We start from the raw sequence: 18,977 nt of genomic DNA, 5'->3' as shown, positions 1-18,977 counted from the left end.
ATTCTCCTTTTAAAAATAGCACTCAATCATTTTTAGTGACTGGGTGCTACTTAAATTCTGTATCCATTTGATTTTCAAACTCTTTGAGTTTTTGTTGTACTTCTTCATCTGATTCTCGATTTTGCAAATGCTGTTTCTGAAGGTCTGATAACGGACGTTCAGTAGTATCATCTACAACTAAATAATTCTGTTTATTTTGCGACATACTTGAACCATCCCTTCTCATAAACTTTATCGGTTGCTCTTAATTGGCTTTCCTGATCAGTAAAGCCTAGTGACTTATAGTAAGTGTACCATTTTGCATGATAGCCTATCAAGTCCTTATTTCTGTTAACTTCAGATACGGCATGAATTGTTCCATCATGTCCCACGGCGATACTCATACTGACATCTTCATTTCGATAAATTGTTTTTATATCTGCAAAAGAAAGTCTCCCACTTTCCGGATGATTGTGCAGTAATGTTATACTTTCGAACGTTGCATTTTTAAAACTTTCTCGTGAAATCCCCGATGCAAAAGCCTTATCTGGCTTTATATTTTGAGCTATTAACTCTCCTGTTCTTGAATTAAAAGCAAAAATATCTTCAAGTTCTGTTCCATCTCGTCTTTCGAGAGATTCAACAGCTTTTTTATAAATATTTTCATAAAGATTTTTGCTTAGCCCTATTTTACTAAATTTATCATGATAATGTTTCGTGTTAACTATATTTCTGTTTACCGTATAACGATTTAAATCATTTTTTGGTGTAATTTTTCGTGCTTGCTCAGCAACAAGACTATTAGCCATTCCTTTTATATGCAGAGCTGTACTACACCGACACCACGGATGCATGCCAGGAGCGTTCAATCCGGACATCATTTTTCTTACGCTAAAAATTTTTCCATCCATTGGCTTACAGGTACCACAAGCATTGGGTTCAGCAATGTACTCGTATTCCTCAACGCCAGCATCCAGGTAAGATTGCTCTTGAATACTTGCTTGTACTCGTGTGGTTTCAGAAACTAGCAAGCGATCGATATTGTACTTAGCATTCTCCTTGCCGTTGTCCGTCAGAAGTCGTGAGAGTTCGGTAGTAAGCTGTTTGGGGTTTCTGCCTAAAGTTATGCCACGGATTAACAGCTTGTCTAAATCAGCTTTTAACTCGCTTTGATAACGCCAAAGATTTTCGGAAAAAGTTGGGTAGTTCTTCGCTTGAAAAGAGCCATCTACAACTTTGCCAACAAATTTTCCATAACCCGACTTAGAAAGTGTCATCGCTAAAATGCCGGCTTGTCGTTTTAATTCGGCCATGCCTGCTTTAGTGAGTTCACTTGAAAAGTATTTATCCACACCATCAAAGCTATTAACCAACTCTAACCCAATATTTGCCTTCAACAACTCAAGGCGATTGACTCGCATTGTAAGATTATAAAGCTTTAATTCTCGATTAGCTTCTTTGGAGAAATCCTTTTCGTTAACATATTTCTTGGCTTTACTAGCAAAAGCTTTAACATCCATTTCGCTAGACCGTTTGAAGGCTTCTTCTAGCGTAATTTTTTGGCCATTTGAAAAGTTGTCCCAATTCTTGCCGATCTCATCTCTAATAGCATCCTGCGCATCCCGCATCCGACTAGCAATTTCTTGCATTCGTTTTTTATCATCTTTTATTTGTTGTTTCTGCCAGATTTCTTCACGATCTCGCCAATATTTTTCGGAGTTCATTTAATCACTCCTTGTTTTCTTCGGCGTTTTCGGTTTCTTCATCTGCATCAAACATGGGCTGACTAGCTTTTTCCTTGTAAATTCGCTCTAACTCGTCTTGCACATCACCAACAACGGACAACACGCTTAAAGCCGTTTCTTCGCTTGTCACGCCCATTAATTGGGTAGCGGTTTGCGCCTCTTCGAGAAGATTTTTCGGCATATTGCGGGTAAACTTGTAGCTAATGTTTTTCCACTCTTCACTTTGTGTCACAGGAACGTTAAAGGATACGGTTTGGCAGATGCTTATTTAATGGCGAGTGACGTAATGGCTGAAATGAATTATGATCAGAAGAATTTACCAAAACCGTCAAAGTTGGATAGCCTAAAATTATCTGATGGTGAGTTTGCAGGTATTGTCACTGCCAACCTTTCGGAGAAGAAAAGAGCCATGCAAACTTTTGTCCGTAAAAATGTCACCGTTCCAACGCAATTGGCAAGAAAAGCGGAAGCACAAGGCCTTAACTTTAGCGCCACATTAACAGAAGCACTTAAAACCAAGCTAGGTTAATCACCTGGCTTTTTATATACCAAAAGGCTTCATTCCATCATGAAATGAGGCCATTAGTTATGGGGTCACGCTCGCCGAAAACTAAAGCAAGTAGTTGTCGTGTCTCTTGGAAGAGTGGGTCATCGCATGACGTAAAAGTGTTGAGTTGAGGAGTCGAAACTCAAATCAACCGCCGAGCCACGTCACTGATTTTGAAAGAGAATGTATTTTTTGTCGATTGACAACATAACAATGCAACAGGTTAATTCGCGCTAGGAACGAGAGATTGCCGAGTTTTTGCGATAGAAGTAATTAAGATATTTCTAAAGGCGCTTATGACCAGGTCTATCATTAATATGGTCTAAAATCGACGTACCATAGAGTATGTTATGTTTTGTTGCTGAAACAAGGCTTAAATTGACAGAAAAACGACTTATCCGCTTATCTAGAATCGCTCTAGAACGCGTATAAGTCGTTTTAGTTAAGTCTGGTTTCTCTATTGCTCTGTGTACCACGTATAGTGAGATTTCAGTAGTGCCAGCTCATTGACGTGGCATGTACCGTATTTGTACCATATTTTAACTTTTTAAGATTACATTTTATTAAAATACGGCTATTTTCTTCCTATATAAAAGGACCCAACTTTTAAAATATTGCTAAAACTTTAAAAGTTTAGGATATATATTTAATTTAGTTCGTAAGTCTACCGATTTTAAGCCAATAAAAAAGCCTATCTCTTAAGTGAGATAGGCTAAATATAATATGTAAGCCTTCATTCGAAGGCCCTTGCACAGCGGAGTACACCCAGCACTCTTACTATAAATATATTAGCGACCGTACAAGTTAGACAGTGGAATTATCCCTGCATATATATCTTACCACGTTTTTACAAAAGAGCAATAAATCTGAGATTTTTTTAATAATGAACATCGTCTGGAAGATGAAGTGAGAAATAATCATTTTTTAGAAATGTTCTAAAGTAGCGTAATGGCTTACCATCCCTTGTCCAATTAAACGAATTATGAGCGGTATTTGCTAAAATATCGGCGGCTTGAATCATTGCATCATATTTTGAATCACGATACTTTACTAAAAATTCGCATTGGAAAAATGTCGTATAGCTGATTCTATGAATATAATAGTAATTATCTTCATTGAACCTCAAGTTTAAATAAGTTTCTAATGAATCCTGCGCAGAATTAGCTATATTTTGATTATCAATATAAATTGTTAATTTGTCACAGTCTGACGGTATCCTCTTATGTTTAATTAACGCTTCAATTAATCGCATAATCATATAGTTTTTATACCGTAAAATATCTCTTGAATTTGTAAAATCAAGGCGTGCTAAAGAAGGAAGTTGAGTGGTCACAAAAATTTCATCACAGTCATAACCATCAAGTACTTTTAACAACTTTTTTCTGATTTTTAAGGACAGAGCTTTCCCCTTAAGTTCACCATTTATTTGGAATCTCTGCTTAGTAATATCAACATATTTACCATACGCTTGATTAATTGAGTGAAAATTTTGCATTGGCATCAATAATCCGCCATAAACAAAATATTTACCTTGCGTACACATTTGATTAAATGCGCCAGAATCATCTAAACATAAAAAATATTCCATACTTCTCTCCAGTTAGCGTTAATGTTGTATTGAGTCTAAACTATTATTTAATAATTTTTTTCGGCTTATCATTTAATTAAAACATACCTATATTATGGCCACCATATTTATAATTTGCAAGCTGTTTAAAACCATATGTTGTGGATAAGCCTGTTAATATATTGAATAACATACAAGATGTTTTTGTTAAAAAAATAGCAAAATTCAGAAGTTTAGCCGAATTTTGCTACTTATTATCTACGTTATTTTATTCAAGTTGTTAATAACTTTATTCTTAAATTTAAAAATTTATCTAGATTGTTTTTTCAAAACAAAAAGCCCCACTCAATCAAGAGTAAGGCTAATGCCGAAAATTGCCTATAGATCGAAACATTGAAACTATCTTATTAGATTTTTAAATCAATCTTCTTTTTGTTTTTCAGCTTCGCTTTTTTCGTGATCATGCGCGTGTAAATCACTATTAACAGTCAAATCATTAACCAGTGAAATCATACTTCCTATTAAGATTACAAAACCTGTACCACCAAATATACTACCAACAATTGTATGTCCTCGCATAATTAACATAAAAGACCCAAGAATAAATAGTGCACACAAAGCCAAGCTACCAATAAGCATTATATATGCAAGGTTTCCCCTTCGTTTTTGCCTTTTTGTTTCTAAATTACGACGATGATCTGATTCCGCTAAGCCGTTTTCTATTATTGCTTTTGCTGCTCCTGCATCGAGTTCTTCATAACCTTTTAAAATACTCGGATGAGGAATCGGGCCAGAATACATTTCTAAGTGAGCAACCATTTCTCGTTTTCGTTCTTTAGGTAACGCTTGAACTTTGTCCAAAAGCTCCTGATCAGATGTTGGTAAATTCCCTTCAATACTACTATCGTCTGTATCTTCGGTGATAGCATTCTCAGTTTCCTGATTACTTTTTAATGAGTTTTCGGTCATATTCCAAAACTCCGCTTCTCATGTCATTTCCAACACGTAACCAATCTTCGCGAATAGCTTTCTCACTATCACGTGCATTTTGCGAAAACTTGGGCGAACGCTGTGTTCCACCAACTAGTCGTGCCATTAGTTTAGTAATATAGGTTACCGGATTTAAAATTTGGGATACTTCCATTGCTTTAATGAAATTAAAATTTTGCATGTTAATCCCTCCTTAACTATTTCATATTATATCATCGTCCTTACAGAAATAGTTAAAAATCATTTTATTTATTACACAAATCCAACTATTCTTGTTTTTTGCGCAAAAAAATAAACCTATCTCCTAAATTGGAGGTAGGCTTAAACATTACTTGATCAGCAATTTCTGACCAGGATAAATAACAGATTTGATTGTCAATTTATTCTGACTTGCTAACTTATTCATGTTGATACCGTATTTCTTAGCAATTGACCAGAACGAATCACCAGACTTTACGGTGTAATAAGTGTGGCTCACCGTTTGCGCCCCTGATAATCTGATGACTTGTCCAGGATGCAACATCGAGTTGATCGTCCGGCCATTGAAACTTGCCAGCGCGTACATGTTCAGCCCATGCTTATTTGCGATCAACCACCAACTATCTCCAGACTTAACTGTATAAGTTGCTGCACCTGTGACTGGTTGACCAACTGATAGGATCTCAACATCTGCAATCTTAGCCCAGGATAAAATGCCAGCTAACAACACTTTACCGGAACCAATCTGCTGAACAGTATAAGTCTTGCCGAGGACCCATGTTGCTATTCCCACACCGTTTGCCCATTTAGTGGCAGTTAAGTTAACTTTTACAGTATCACCCGACTTGATGTTTGCTTTAGCAGTATTATTTGCAGATTGCCCCACATTAATTGCAGAAGTCGTTGAATTTGGTTTAACAACGACTTTTCCTGAATTGGTTTTAATATTACCGCCATAGCCATTATCAGTAACGCCGGTTAAATCAATATTACCATCGAGACCACCAGCAATATAAGTCGAAGTAAATTGGAATATTCCGATATTACTAAAACTTGGGAAGTAATTGTAATTAGGTGTCGGTGTCACAGCATAATTAGGATACTCGGCCATCCAGAGTGGGTACTGACTAGCAATTGTGCTTAAGCTTAAATGCGAAGTTAGGAAAGACTTGTAACCATATAACATTGCTGTGTAACCAGCAGCTTTAACTCGGCCTAAAGCATACAAAACCGAGTCTGTATCTGGATAACCATCCTCAACGTCTAAGGCGACAATTGAGCCTTTAGGAGTCTGTACCTTTGGCAAATAGTAATTAAGCATCTGATCGGCTTGCTGACGTCCAGTAAATCGACTGTAGATATAAGTGTGAGCTCGCTTACCCGCAGCGATTGCCGACGATACTTGCGTCTTGTAAGTCCATTGATCAACAAAGCTACCGTTGTAGTAGCCGCCAACTTGGCTAATTACGAATTTATCACGCTGGTACCCGTAAACACCGTTAGCTCCTTGGTATTTACTCCAGTCAACTCCATGGTCACCTTTTGCTGCACTCACATTATTAGTGGGCATGGCCATAAAAATAGCCGCCACAATTAATGTGACGGCCAAGACTAATTTCTTTTTAAATTTCATAACTGCCTCCTATTTATCATATCCCGCTGTATGGGCAATGACATCCTGCTGATTCGCGACTGTCCATGATAAATTATCAACCTGTGCCTGTAAACCGAAGCCACTCGTAAATTGAGTGTCATAGACAGCCTCAATTTGTTCTTTTGACTCAGCAAAAGCCTTCTCGACGGCGTTACAAATTGTAGCCTTATCAGCATCGTTGAACCCAAGTGACTTAAGCCCGTCAATAACAAACCGGACTGCCTTATCCTTTTTAGCGCCGCCCGTCAGCTTTTGGGTTACGCCAAGCTTTTCAGCGGCAACCACCGCCGATTCTGCCAGTGGAATTAGTGCCTGCATGAATGCTAATGCCTTCTTGTTCTTGATAATTTGCTGGGATACCCAGACGCCGACAACGGGAATCACTGCCACTGCAATCGATAATACTAACTGTGCTAAATCTTTCATTATTTTTCCTCCTAATGGAATAACTTCATTAATAGATTGATGATTAAAACAATGACTCCGCCCGTACCAAATATCATGCCAAACATTTTAATCTGATTGTCTTTGGCTAATTTGGTAAGAGCGAAGTCATGTTGTTCTGATGTTTTATTTTTCGTGATGACCTCTTTCAAGATTACGTTGTTCTGTTCGCGCAAATATCGATTTGACTGATCAACACGATCAAGGCCAACGCGCAAATCTTGCTTTAATTCCTGCACATCCTTTTCGACATCGTTAAGCCGCTCAGTGTGCTTGTCAATTTGCTTACCGTGCTCTGTCACGGTCTTTTCTAAGTCCAATTAACCATCTCCTCCCTAAATAGTTAAAACGACCTAGGAGGCCGTGTCAGCTTTGTCAGATTCTGCCATCTTATCTTCCTGATCATAAACTAAATCAGTAAAGTCTGCGGCGTCTTTACGCACTTCGGTCTTGTTTGAATCGTACAAGTCCTTGTTTAAAACAGCCTGTGTGATATTGCTACGACCGTTACCCTGGTCAATAGTAGCGGAGAAGTTCATCACCTGTTGGCCACTGATTGATGATTGGCCAGAAATACTTAATGATTTACTAGTTGTTAGCATTTATTTATCCTCCCAATTTTTGATTGCTTTATTGTCAAATTTCTTATATGCATCCAAATAAAACTCGTCTGCGTCACCATTAAAAGTGAGCTCATAATACATTCCATCGAACAACGTCGTGCTTAGCAATGCCTTACTGTTTTGGAGAGTCTTGCTAGACCAAACAATGTAAACGTTATCTGGTGTGATCTGTTTACCGTCACTTTTATCTAGATGATCATTAACATAATCAGTGACCATTTGTTTGCCCTTACGGAAGAATTCATCAGCATTCATTACTTATCCTCCTTAGTTGCGTTAGAGAATGCTTCTGTCAATTCGAGATAGGCTTCAGCATCAGCATTACTTAATTCTGTTTTATCCCCGTATTCTTTAAGAATTCGTTTGATATCGTCGATGTGATTAACATAAGTACCGCCTTGGATTTCAGCTTCTTGACTCAGCAAATCGGCATGCACCTTGTTGAATTCTAATTTCTTGCTTGGCTGAATTTCTGCATTACCATCTGGTTTGGTAATCAACGGATTGTCATCACTGACCGGCAACGAGTTATCCTTACGAGCACCATATTCATTGACAAGTTCTTGCTCTGCTTCAGCCAAATCGTCTAAAGATTTCTTGAGCAATTTTACAAACTTCGAACGGGCTAAGGTGTCTTGCCCCTTCAAGCTCATCTTCTGTAACAGATTAATTGATGGCACCAAATAAACATTCTTCAAAGTAATTTTCATGTTTCATCCTCCTAAGATATAGCAGCAAGCTGCTGCTTTAGCTCTTTGTTTTCTCGCTCTAGTTTTTGAATTCTGGTCTCATGATCTTTAAGTATTACATTGTGATACATTGGGATACGGTCATAGGCAAGGCTATCAACTTCACCATTCTTGAATTGCACAACCTCGTCCAAACCAGCATCGTGAAAGTCATCAGCGATAAAACCGTAATACTGCTGGAACTTGTAATCACCTAAAAGTTTATCCTCAGTCGAATTAGTTAACGATTGAGATATTGTTTCAACCTCGGCCTTGTCAAACCACTGCTTGGGATTGATATCTAGGATGTGTTTAGCATGGTCAATTACTGTTTCCGCGTCATGATCGAGCAGCTTATACTTACGGGCTGATGTTACCCGACCATAAACACCATTTCCGGTAATAATCATATTGGCACTACCGGAATAAGTTCTCTCGTAAGTCGTTGCACTTAATACATACCCTGAACGGCCATCACAGGCTAGTGCAAGACCTCCCATCTTGGCGTTACCCATTGCGTTACCACCAACTGAGTCTTTCACATTAAGAACAATGGATTTGGCTAGTAAACTTATTCCATTTCCCGCCAGATCATTAGAACCTCCCGCAGTCCAGTCGCCGGGTGCACTGTAGCTATTGGTTGTTCCCACCATTATTGTTGGCTTATATGTGGCGGCCCATACATCATATTGCTGACCACTTGCGATGACGACTTTTTCCGAAGAACCAAGCGCCAAACCTTGCTGACCAGCGGACATTCCTGATCCACTAATAGACCAAATAGATTGAAAAGGACTGATTGTTGTGTAATTTGATGTTCCGACAACGATACCTTCACTTCCATATATCATCATGCCGGGCACATCATTAAGAAATGAGCTGCTATATCGGACTGTTCCGTAATCAACTTTACCCTTAACTCCCTTATTATCAGACTTCCAATTGAGAACATCTCTAGTCATATAAATGCTGCCATCCTGAAATCGAACACCATTACCTCGGTAATCAGCCTGAGAAAATGTTCCATCTTCAATTTCAATATCAAGAACGTTGTTCCATCGGCCCGGTACAGATTTGATAGATCCCTTTTGAAAGAGAATCTCTCCAGAGTCGAGATTAATACTCAAGTTAGCTCCAGTAATAATCCCAGCTGTGATACTAGCGGCATTGACACTAATCAGATTAACCTTGCTGGCGTCGAGCGTGCCGGCTTTGATGTAATCGGCTGTTAGGTCTTTGATGCTGGCCGCAGGGATAAATGCTGAGCCGCTAAACACCGTCGAAGCAGCAGACAAGTATATCTTGTTTGATTGGATTAGGGTCGAACCAGCAGATAAGTTGATTTGGCTGATCAAGTTGTCTTTGGTCACCCGGAGATTGATTTGGTCTTGAAGTTGAGTGATTTGAGAAGACGTTGCTCCTTCTGTCCAATCCGTCCACCCACTAGATGCAAACAATCTAGTAAATTGTTTTGAGTTAGAATCATTAGTTATCATTTGCCGTACACGTAATGAATCGACTTTTTCAACAATTAGATATGCATACGAGATTACCGGGGCATTTGTCATAGTACCAGTAATCAAATATCTACCGGGAGTTTTAAAGGTGTTCAAATCACCGCCAGCAATTGTTTGCCAATCAAGCTGCTTATTGATATTAGCAATCGATGACACTGTACTCGTAATCTGACCTGCAATTTGTGTTTGCTGACTTTGTAATCCAGATATCGAGCTATTAACGGTCGTCTGGAAACCCTGCAAGGTTTGCTTCAAACTTGAGAAGTCTGACTGCTGTGCCTTATCCTCAGGAGCTGGCGACCAATCAGTAGCGACATTGCCTTTTTCCAGCTGCATATGTTTAAAAGTTGCAGACATACCCGCTACTTTGCCCCATGGTCCTGGATACAATAATAATTCAGCACCCTCATCAGGACATGTAAAGGTAATCTTAACTTTGCCATCTTTGATTGGTGTTTGCTCATTACCTGCAAGGTAGCCGCCATAATGCTTCTTGCGATAAACCAAAACACCAGCAACGTTACTATTATTATCTGTAACATCAGCACTAAAAGTGTAAGTGACCCCCGGGACGAGTTTTGTGTAAATAACCTTGTAATAATAATTATTGTCAGCTGTGGCATTGATGATCATTGGCGTGCTAGTCCCGGTTATTAAATTTCTACCGCCAATTTGGAGTTTATCAAGATTACTTTGGACTTGGCTAACACTTGCGGATAATTCACCGGCCTTGGCATTAATCTGAGTATTTGTGTAACTTTGCGTCGCGTAACCACTCAGCATCGACGTCACGTCTGTGCGCTCTAACTTGGCTGATAATTGATTGGCCTGTAAATCAACTGTATTTTTAAGCTTGCTAACGTCGCCAGTCACAGTATTAACGTCGGTTTTATCAGCTTTTGCGGTTAGGCCGCTGGATAAGGCGTTGATTGTTAGGCCTTGATTGGTGACGGTGCCGTTAATTGTGTCGACTTGTTTTTGAGTCGCTTGCAATTGGGCGGTTGTGGCGGTGGCAGCTAGTTTTAGCGTGTTATCAGATACAGTCTTGTTGATAGCATCAACAGTCTTTTGGGTTGCTAAAGTCGAGATAGTTCCTGCAATATCATCAACTTTGGTAACTAGACTAGTTACTGATTTACCAGTAGCGGCTGAGCTATCTAGTGCTGTTTTAGCATTGGTGATTGCAGTCTTACCGTTATTTAGAGCAGTTAAAGCATCAGTGCTAGCTGTTAAGGCAGACGCCTGCGCTTGTGACGCGATTAAATTAGCCTGATTTGACACGGTAACAGCATCAGCTGCCGATTGCTTGGCAGCATTGGCTGTTTTAGTTGCTAAGTCACTGCTAGCGACTGCTGTATTAGCATTGGTCACCGCGTCATCAACCTTAGCTGTCTGGTCAGTGATATCCTTTTTGACCCGATCCATTTGATCGGATAATTCGCGACTCGGCTTAGTTGAACCAACCTCGACCCATGAGTAGAGTCCTGTCTCTGGGTCAAACTGATAAACTTTCATCACTATATCCGGTCCAACTGACTGATACCATAGGTCGCCTTTTTTGGCAAATAAAGGTTGGTCAATGCCCTTGTATATGTGGTTGCCCGCTATATTTTTGAAATCATTATGCAGCTTAGTAACTGCCTGACTCAGTTGTCCACTGTATGCAAATGTTGTTTGCGATGTGACTGTCGTGTCTGCTTTAAGCGTGCCAGAAAGACCACCATTAAAACTTAGCGTTAAGCCTAGCGCTGGTATTTTAAACTCATTGCCTTTGTTATCGACAATCGTTACCCAATCGCCGGCTTCAAGATTCGGGTCAGCAAACCATTCAAGACTAAAAGGATAAAAGCTAATATCTGCATACTGCTCATACAGTTGATCAAGCAGCTGCTGAGTCATTGCGGGGTTAGTTATCTTAATCTGAGAGCCACTTGGACTACCAGACTGCAGGTTGACGGTCTCTTGATTTTCGTTGCCATCGTTATCAGTTTGAGTCGTTGTGACCTCAGCTTGCATGCCGCCAATGCGATAAAAGGTTTCATTTTTGGTCAATCCTTTGGACATGTAACAGTCTGGTGTAATCCTAAAGTTAGGATCTTCTAAACCTCTGATATCCAACAGTCCGTCACGATTAAACTGAGCAAACCCACCAGCAATCTGAGCTACATAACCAATCGCTTGTCGATAAGTCACATCTTTGCCGAGAGCACCGACAGTGGTGTCAGTCAGTCGAGCAATGTTGGCCTCGTTGAGTTTGACGCCTGCCTGATTAGCAATATCAGTGATTGCCTCAATCACACCAGTTGGATAAGCAATCTTAGGCGAGTAAATACCGCTAAGCATGATCATATTATCAGTGGCAGACAGTGATGTTTGCCCATTGTTGCGGTCTTGTTTGACCTCCGAGTCGATAATAAAAACGCCTAATTTGGTGTAGCTCCAAGAATCATCAGGGAGTTTGATACCAATTTCAGGCGTTATTTTGTCTTGCAATTTTAAATTTTCAACGATATGCGAAAACGTGATTTTAATTGAGTTCGCATAAGCTGATCCAAGCGTTAACGACTCACCATTCATTGCTCCGGCATCATACGAAAAGTCGGTGATGTCTTCGGTACTGAATGTCTGGTCGTTAATCGTAATTCTCAACTGTAATTCTCTTTCTAGTGCGGCCCATGCATTACGGACCGCGGTTGTTTCGCTTAACAATCATTATCACCTCCTACTGTTCAATTAGGTCAAAACTCAAGCCCTGCCACATAATTGACTGATATTGCTCATTCCAACTGTATGCAGGAGCGCTTCGGTCACCAGCGTAAAACTGTCCAGTGCGTGAGGCACCAGTCATTGGATCAGGATAAGTAACTGAGAAAAACTGTCCCGCTGCTGCCTGTAGAATCTGAGAACATTCCTCATTTGACAGCGGACCCCAAGCAATTGATAACTTACGTTTAGTCGTAATCCGATCACGATGCATATTACCTAATGCATTACGAGTTGTATTTCCGTCAATATCTTGTATAGCTGCATTAAATGATTTAGGCGTTTTAACGTTAACTCCGCCAATGGCAAATGCCACCACCATAAGCACCACTCCCTTTATATATTCAATGGATTAAAGCCTAATTTGATAAACTTCTTGTTCAACACCTTGATTACGATATCTGCAAGACGATCACCGTCAACATTCATGTTGATAGTCTGATCATCATTAGAGCCACTAGTACGTTTGAGTTCAGCCATAGCCTCCAAGATTGCCGCAACAATAATCGACTGCATGTCTGCAGTAGACGTCATGCTGCCAACACCTGATTGACCACCACCATTAAAACTAGTACTGATCGAGTCTGCGAGATTGTTAGTTGCCATATCTGGCGCTGCTAACTCCATTCCGGATAAGTTCATCACTTTCAATCCTTGCTTCATCAACTCAACTGCACGTGCTGGTTTGGTTAATGGCACTACCATCTCTGATAGATTGCCCTCACCCATTTTGTACAGACCTTCTTTATTCAAGAAGCCACCGTCTGCAAAGCCAAACAAATTTTCAAAGTCGAAGTCAAAATCGAATAAGCCGCCGGATTTACCAGACGACTTCTTGGACTTTTTCTTCTTCTTTTTCTTAGGAGCATTCGATTTGATGAAATCTCTAATCCAGTCAACTGAACCATTTTTGATGAGGTCCATCGCTCCGCCAGAAATGCTACCAGCCAAACCAGATGGTAGACTGAAGAACTTGCCAATACCCTGAGAAATCAAGTCAATCGGGTGAGTAACATATTGCCAAACGCCCTTGGTAAAGTCTTTGACGTCATCAATAGCCGAGCTAATGCTTGAACTGACTCCGCTAAAGATGTTACCAAAATCAATGTTGAAGCTATTCATAAAGTCGCTGCCAAAGATTCCGCTAGCATAATGTGGAATTTGAGCTGTACGATTACCATCTAACACTTGAGTGCCAGCTGGTAAGTCAACAAGCATATTACGTTGTGCAGGAAACATTCCACGTCGACCATTTGGAAGTTTAAACATCTCTCGGTAGTTTTGCCCGGGAGCGTCGTTGACTAGGGCGAGACCGCCTTTGTGATAGCCACCTTGAGCAAACTTAGGAACATGCCATTTAACTAAAGCGTGACTGCCGGCGCCAACTTTACCCAAGACCCAGTTAATACCAGATATTACACCATTAACAGCAGTACCAACTGGGCCAATAATGCCATTAGCAATTGATGCGGCACCTCGTTTAACTGCTTCGAAGCCTCTAGATAAACCGCCGCCAATTTTTTCACCAAGACCGCTTGCCCAGCCGCCTACAGTATCAAAAGCAGATTTGGCAGTATCTTTAATACCCTTGAAGTAAGGGTCACCCTTGGTCTTCATAGTTTTCCAAGCGCCGATGACTTTATCTTTGGCCTGACCCGACCAAGTTTCCATGTTGGTTTTGATGTTGCTACCTGCTGTGCCTATACCGGTCTTGATATTAGACCAAGTGGTTTCGGTATTGGTTTTCGCATCGTCCCAAGTTTTCTTGAGCTTCGAGCCAACCTTTTCCCAAGTCTCGTCCCAGCCCTTTTTGAAATCTCTACCAAAGTTTGAACGCCACTTGTTGAAGTTAGTACCCCAAGTTGAAGTAGTCTTTTTGGTATCGTCCCAAGTCTTTTGAACCTTGTCACCAACATCACCCCAGAAACTGTTCCAGCCCTTAATAAAGGCCGCATTCTGCCGATCAGCATCTTTTTGTTGTTCAGCACGCTTGGTATCGCTGTTCTTCTTCATGTCGTCCCACCAAGCAACGACCTTATTAGACATAATACGAGAGTTCCAGCCGAGTTCGCCAAGCCAGTCATCGGGTTTCTTGCCCTTGCCAACTGCGCTCCAGCCGTCACTAAAGCTCTTGGCCGATTCACCGCCCCAAGTACCGATGACGCCACCGATTTGGGATCCTAATGCTGCGCCTAGTGGACCACCAAACCACATGCCGAGTCCACCGCCAATAGCTTTACCAATACCGGAACCGTAAGATTCAAACTTTTTAGTTGGATTCTTAGCCTTAATTGCTGAATAAATATCAACACCAGCATCAACCGCTATCCCTGCACCAACAAGTCCATTAGTGACTTTCCCTGCAGTAGTCAGTTTGCTGAACCCTCCGGCACTATGCATAGATTGAAATATTCCAGATTGTTGCCAATTTTGGTTGGCTGTTTGCCAAATTTCTTTCATATCGTCCTTGGCGGCTTTAAGACTAGACCAAGATAATTGCGCAATATCCTTCAACTTACCAGCACCCAATTTGATGCCATTCCATGATAACTTTGCGATATTCATTAAATGCGTCGCGCCAGTTTTAAGACCAGACCAGGTCAGCTTAGCAATCTTTCTTAGATGCTGCCCACCTATCTTTATTTTGTCCCAGCCGGCCGAAGCTAGTATTTTAACGTTCTCGACGCCATCCTTTAAATCATTGATGCCAGTAAGTTTACCGAATAAATCTCTCAAAACGTGTTCTTTGCCGAACAACTTGCCAATATTCCGCACTAATTTATCTACTAAATAAGTACCTTTATCAAAGGCACTAGTTGCAACTTTAAACGCAAATAAGGTTGCTAAAGCAACAGTGATACCCTCGACAATTTTTTGGTGTGTCTTGATCCAATTTGTAAATTTATCAAGAATATCAACGATACCCTGAATGACTGAATGGAAACTCCCACCAGTATATTTAGCCAACGGTTGCAAGAAATTATCGAAGAACCATTTACCGAGTGGTTTTAGTGCTTCAATGATTGCATTGACCGCCTTAATAGCAGCTGACAATAGGTCTAAGAAATCTGGAATAACTTTTTCGATTGTAAAGCTTGCCAGAGGAAGTAAGACTTTCTCATACAAGAATTTCAGCCCGTCACCAATATTTTGGGTAAACGGTTGCATTGATTTAAGTAACCCATGAATCGACTGCAACAATGGTGTAAAGTCCAGTGACTTAGCCCAATTAACAGTTGCACCGGTCATCTTATCGAGAGTACCTAATACTTTATCAACTAAACCTAAGATATCTTTGAATATCTTTTGACCCAGATCAGCATGTTGCCAAGCTTCAGAAAACTTACCAGCTAAAGCACCAACGGTCTTAAAGATATTAGTAATGATATTTAGAATGTGCTCGTTGATTGAAACGCCCACGCCGGAATTCCATGCGTCCCGAAAAGCCTGATTAATCTGATGCAGTAACGTCAAGATACGATTAAACGCATCAAAATATGACTGAATTAATCGAGTACCTCGACCGTCATCATTCCAAGCCTTCCTAAATGCCCTAGCAATATCACCAACGATATTCAAGACATCAGCAAGTAACACAAGTAAATTCTCGATAAACTTCTGTCCGGTACCATTGTCCCAGACTTCGAGGAATGATTTGCCAATGTCTTTGACTAGGCTATTAACTTCGGACAAAGCATACTTAAACGCCGCGATTACCTTTTTACCAGTCGTATCCCAACCAGCTTTGATAGGGTCCCATAAATCTTTTGCAAGGTTTTTGAGCCATATAGGTGTTTGATAATTAGCAGTAGCACCACCAAAATCAAGGCCAGTTGGAGCATCGAGGCTTGGAGTTGAACCTGATGTATCTGGCGTTGAAGACGTGCTCGAGTCATTGTTTTTTTGCAGCGTGTTGATCTCATCAAACCCGGCCAATGACTGTTGCAATTCCTTAGCCTTATCGGTCGCATCTTTAGCGTTATCTGCCAACTTTTTAGCGCCGCTAGCAGTTTTTGATACACCACTGCCATCAGCAGACTGATTGAGTGCTTGGATACTGCTCTGTAAACCAGCAGCACCTTGCTTAGCTTTGCTAAACGTTGTCCCAAACAGCATGCTGATAAAGCTAGCTAAATGGCCGGTAACTTTAGCAAGACCGTTCATTAGTGTATTTAACGCTGGCATGATTGCGGTATAGATCGGATAAAAAGCAGTAGCTAGATTAACCTTGATCTGATTAAGAGAGTTGGCAAACTGTCGATTCACCATCAAAGAGTTGCCTAAGCTACCCATTAAATTCTGTAAGCCCGAACCTAAAATGCCAAAAATTAACACAGAACTCCACATCATCTTAAGAGTCCGATTGATACCAGATAGTCTGGACGTAATACCAGAAGAATCATTCTTAATTGACGACGAACCAGACTTAAATTTATTTCGGAAATTGGCGAAGTTATCGCCCATTCTTCTAAATAAGCTTGGCCTTTTGCTAGTGCCGGTATTTTTACCTGAATTTCCAACATTAGCCATATTTGATCTGGCCTGACGACTAGCAGCAACTTGGTCCTTAAGTTCAGTATTAACACCTGACAATGCTTTCTTTAGGCTTTTAGAACGGTCCTCAGCGTTAGCGTAAGTACTGGCTAAAGAATCGTTCTCAGATATCAATTTATTCATCGATGTCCGGAGCTTGTCAATTTCAGCTTTAGTTTTTAAAGATGTGTCATTATCACTCGTCTTAAATCCTTTAGCAAAACTGCCAATCGAGCTCTTTTGCTGTTCGTAAGTATTCCCAAGCGACTTAATGCGATTTCTCAGTGTGTCTATTTGGGCTTCATTGCGTGTCATTTGAGCTGATATTTTCTTCAATTCATCTGGAACAGCACCAAACTCGTCACGCATATTTGCTGCTAATTGTTTGGCGGTATTCTGATATCGATGCATTTGTGCCTGAGCACTAGCAATTTGACTGTCAAATTTATAACTCTCAGAAGTACTAAGGTTGGGTATCGAATTCTTCTTAGAAATAATAGACTGAATTTTCAGTTGCGCAGCCTTTGCTTGTTCCATTTTAGAATTGATATCTTGAACCATTTTAGTAATTTCAGAATTGGCCGCGACTCTTTGCCTTTCAATGCTTTTTCGTAAACTATCGTCTTGTTGAATACCAGACTCCGAAAGCTTAGGTACTTTTGTATTAGTCTTAATGGTTGCTTTAACAGGTTTTTGAACGCTGGCTGCTAACGATTTTTGTATTCTCTGGCCTGCTTTAGTCGCTTCCTGCACAGCAGCTCCGAAAGATTTTTCATATCCATTCTTAGCATAATCGGCCATTTTAACTGTCTTGCCATTAAAAGAAACAAGAAAGTCATCAACTTCATCTTCAGCCTTATCGGTTGCTTCCTTAGTTTTCTTTTTAAGATCTTCTGCTCCCTTACTAGCATCAAATGCCTTATTTATTTTTTCGTTCATTTTACTGGCACTATTTGCTGTTGTTTCGTCTATCTTAGTAGTCATTGACTTAATCATTTCGGTAGCCTTGGCAACTTGACTTGCTAAGTTACTTAAATCAATACCAAACTTTGCTTGTAAGTCACCAACATCAATATTACTTGCCATTTATCCACCTCCTTTTACATAAAATGTAAAACTATTTTTGAGACTCTTTTGCAAGTCTTGCCTGCTTAATTCGATTTGCGGCCATAATTAGATTGGCCTGATCAACTTGCCATTGCTGCTGTGGTTTCGGTTTTGCCTCGGTAAACAACCCTTTCAAAAATGGGTAGGTTTCCTGGATTGACGGCATCTTGGACGGGTCATTAAATGCAAAGGCTATTAGTTCAGCCTGTTTATGATCCATGACGCCTTTTTCGCGCAGCTTATCCATGTCTCGCTTACGATAAGCATGCATTTGGTCAAGTATTTCGTTGAGAGTCATTGTTTCAAATTCGTCTGCCCGAATACCCGATTCAATGGCAGGGCCCCGAATTTCATTGATCACATCTGTGACAGTTTCTAGTCGAGTGGGCTGGTTTCTTCCGGCGCGTCCAGTGGAATTATTTTCTTCCCAGATTCCTCTTTCCCCGATTTTTCCTTGTCTTTTTTTCCCAAATAACCACCATCTTCGAGTAAATCGTTAATTGTTTCCATCAATTCCATTGTGGTGTGGCCTTGGTCGACAAACTTTCCAAATGCTTCAACAATGTCATCATCTGAGACACCATGCTCTTGATTGGCTCCTTGTAAAACAATTAATAACTTGTTTGCGGGAGGTAGTTTAGTGCCACCATCTGAGGATAAAAATAAGCCCACAATTGACTCATTTAAACGCCGCTCGATTTGAATAATCGCATTCCCATCCAAACGCAATCCTAACGTTAAACCGCCGAACGTTACTTTCTTAGTTGCTTTTGTTGTCATAATATAAAACCTCTTTCCAAA

The 18,977-nt window shown here is 40.4% G+C and carries 17 protein-coding genes and 1 pseudogene; 1 reads left to right on the top strand and 17 read right to left on the bottom strand.

The window, feature by feature from the left end:
* Positions 1-46: 46 nt before the first annotated feature.
* From OCU21_RS03780 to OCU21_RS03770, 3 genes and pseudogenes are all read right to left on the bottom strand, one after another.
* On the bottom strand, positions 47-205 hold the full coding sequence (locus tag OCU21_RS03780; protein ID WP_261806154.1) for a hypothetical protein: 159 nt from the start codon (positions 203-205) through the stop codon (positions 47-49).
* Positions 206-779: 574 nt separating this feature from the next.
* Positions 780-1,703: pseudogene (locus OCU21_RS03775) on the bottom strand (minor capsid protein); the annotation flags it as partial.
* A 4-nt stretch (positions 1,704-1,707) separates the two neighbouring features.
* Positions 1,708-1,956, bottom strand: a complete 249-nt coding sequence (locus tag OCU21_RS03770; RefSeq protein WP_261806153.1) for a phage portal protein — start codon at positions 1,954-1,956, stop codon at positions 1,708-1,710.
* 21 nt (positions 1,957-1,977) lie between these two features.
* On the opposite strand from OCU21_RS03770, the gene OCU21_RS03765 reads away from it, so the two are divergent.
* Entirely contained in the window at positions 1,978-2,253 is a 276-nt protein-coding gene (locus tag OCU21_RS03765; protein ID WP_261806152.1) for a HicB family protein, read from the top strand.
* An 895-nt stretch (positions 2,254-3,148) separates the two neighbouring features.
* Here OCU21_RS03765 and OCU21_RS03760 read toward each other — a convergent pair.
* The 14 genes from OCU21_RS03760 to OCU21_RS03695 form a co-directional block, all read right to left on the bottom strand.
* Entirely contained in the window at positions 3,149-3,859 is a 711-nt protein-coding gene (locus OCU21_RS03760) for a DUF3800 domain-containing protein (RefSeq protein ID WP_261806151.1), read from the bottom strand.
* 399 nt (positions 3,860-4,258) lie between these two features.
* Complete coding sequence (locus OCU21_RS03755; protein ID WP_261806150.1) at positions 4,259-4,807, bottom strand: DUF2335 domain-containing protein; 549 nt, start codon at positions 4,805-4,807, stop codon at positions 4,259-4,261.
* Positions 4,782-5,009, bottom strand: a complete 228-nt coding sequence (locus OCU21_RS03750; protein ID WP_261806149.1) for a hypothetical protein — start codon at positions 5,007-5,009, stop codon at positions 4,782-4,784. Before OCU21_RS03750 ends, OCU21_RS03755 begins: the two co-directional genes overlap by 26 nt.
* Before the next feature lie 147 nt (positions 5,010-5,156).
* Positions 5,157-6,440 (bottom strand): LysM peptidoglycan-binding domain-containing protein, encoded by a 1,284-nt coding sequence (locus tag OCU21_RS03745; RefSeq protein ID WP_261806148.1) that lies wholly within the window; start codon positions 6,438-6,440, stop codon positions 5,157-5,159.
* 9 nt (positions 6,441-6,449) lie between these two features.
* Positions 6,450-6,887 carry a phage holin gene (locus OCU21_RS03740; protein WP_261806147.1) on the bottom strand — a complete coding sequence of 146 codons (438 nt, stop codon included), beginning with the start codon at positions 6,885-6,887 and terminating at the stop codon, positions 6,450-6,452.
* An 11-nt stretch (positions 6,888-6,898) separates the two neighbouring features.
* Positions 6,899-7,225 carry a hypothetical protein gene (locus OCU21_RS03735; RefSeq protein ID WP_261806146.1) on the bottom strand — a complete coding sequence of 109 codons (327 nt, stop codon included), beginning with the start codon at positions 7,223-7,225 and terminating at the stop codon, positions 6,899-6,901.
* Between the two features lie 33 nt (positions 7,226-7,258).
* Positions 7,259-7,507 (bottom strand): hypothetical protein, encoded by a 249-nt coding sequence (locus OCU21_RS03730; RefSeq protein ID WP_261806145.1) that lies wholly within the window; start codon positions 7,505-7,507, stop codon positions 7,259-7,261.
* Positions 7,508-7,783 (bottom strand): DUF6275 family protein, encoded by a 276-nt coding sequence (locus tag OCU21_RS03725; protein WP_261806144.1) that lies wholly within the window; start codon positions 7,781-7,783, stop codon positions 7,508-7,510.
* Positions 7,783-8,238 carry a DUF1617 family protein gene (locus OCU21_RS03720; protein ID WP_125598231.1) on the bottom strand — a complete coding sequence of 152 codons (456 nt, stop codon included), beginning with the start codon at positions 8,236-8,238 and terminating at the stop codon, positions 7,783-7,785. The genes OCU21_RS03725 and OCU21_RS03720 overlap by 1 nt, the downstream gene beginning before the upstream one ends.
* Before the next feature lie 11 nt (positions 8,239-8,249).
* Positions 8,250-12,482, bottom strand: coding sequence for a hypothetical protein (locus OCU21_RS03715; protein WP_261806143.1), 4,233 nt, complete (start codon positions 12,480-12,482; stop codon positions 8,250-8,252).
* 13 nt (positions 12,483-12,495) lie between these two features.
* A complete protein-coding gene (locus OCU21_RS03710) occupies positions 12,496-12,858 on the bottom strand; it encodes a DUF6711 family protein (protein WP_261806142.1) in 363 nt (120 codons plus the stop codon).
* A gap of 14 nt (positions 12,859-12,872) precedes the next feature.
* Positions 12,873-18,155, bottom strand: coding sequence for a hypothetical protein (locus OCU21_RS03705; RefSeq protein WP_261806141.1), 5,283 nt, complete (start codon positions 18,153-18,155; stop codon positions 12,873-12,875).
* 31 nt (positions 18,156-18,186) lie between these two features.
* Positions 18,187-18,537, bottom strand: coding sequence for a hypothetical protein (locus OCU21_RS03700; protein ID WP_261806140.1), 351 nt, complete (start codon positions 18,535-18,537; stop codon positions 18,187-18,189).
* Between the two features lie 14 nt (positions 18,538-18,551).
* Entirely contained in the window at positions 18,552-18,956 is a 405-nt protein-coding gene (locus OCU21_RS03695; RefSeq protein WP_261806139.1) for a DUF6096 family protein, read from the bottom strand.
* Positions 18,957-18,977: the final 21 nt, after the last annotated feature.

Source organism: Lapidilactobacillus luobeiensis (genome assembly GCF_024345205.1).
Lineage (GTDB): Bacteria > Bacillota > Bacilli > Lactobacillales > Lactobacillaceae > Lapidilactobacillus > Lapidilactobacillus luobeiensis.
The sequence above is the reverse complement of the archived record's forward strand: the minus strand, read 5'-3'. Positions and strand labels throughout refer to the sequence as shown.

What these genes read in the sequence shown, in the direction of transcription:
- OCU21_RS03710 (WP_261806142.1), bottom strand. Translation starts at nt 12,858, where the DNA reads ATGGTGGTGGCATTTGCCATTGGCGGAGTTAACGTTAAAACGCCTAAA.
- OCU21_RS03750 (WP_261806149.1), bottom strand. Translation starts at nt 5,009, where the DNA reads ATGCAAAATTTTAATTTCATTAAAGCAATGGAAGTATCCCAAATTTTA.
- OCU21_RS03760 (WP_261806151.1), bottom strand. Translation starts at nt 3,859, where the DNA reads ATGGAATATTTTTTATGTTTAGATGATTCTGGCGCATTTAATCAAATG.
- OCU21_RS03705 (WP_261806141.1), bottom strand. Translation starts at nt 18,155, where the DNA reads ATGGCAAGTAATATTGATGTTGGTGACTTACAAGCAAAGTTTGGTATT.
- OCU21_RS03695 (WP_261806139.1), bottom strand. Translation starts at nt 18,956, where the DNA reads ATGACAACAAAAGCAACTAAGAAAGTAACGTTCGGCGGTTTAACGTTA.
- OCU21_RS03720 (WP_125598231.1), bottom strand. Translation starts at nt 8,238, where the DNA reads ATGAAAATTACTTTGAAGAATGTTTATTTGGTGCCATCAATTAATCTG.
- OCU21_RS03730 (WP_261806145.1), bottom strand. Translation starts at nt 7,507, where the DNA reads ATGCTAACAACTAGTAAATCATTAAGTATTTCTGGCCAATCATCAATC.
- OCU21_RS03780 (WP_261806154.1), bottom strand. Translation starts at nt 205, where the DNA reads ATGTCGCAAAATAAACAGAATTATTTAGTTGTAGATGATACTACTGAA.
- OCU21_RS03725 (WP_261806144.1), bottom strand. Translation starts at nt 7,783, where the DNA reads ATGAATGCTGATGAATTCTTCCGTAAGGGCAAACAAATGGTCACTGAT.
- OCU21_RS03755 (WP_261806150.1), bottom strand. Translation starts at nt 4,807, where the DNA reads ATGACCGAAAACTCATTAAAAAGTAATCAGGAAACTGAGAATGCTATC.
- OCU21_RS03745 (WP_261806148.1), bottom strand. Translation starts at nt 6,440, where the DNA reads ATGAAATTTAAAAAGAAATTAGTCTTGGCCGTCACATTAATTGTGGCG.
- OCU21_RS03740 (WP_261806147.1), bottom strand. Translation starts at nt 6,887, where the DNA reads ATGAAAGATTTAGCACAGTTAGTATTATCGATTGCAGTGGCAGTGATT.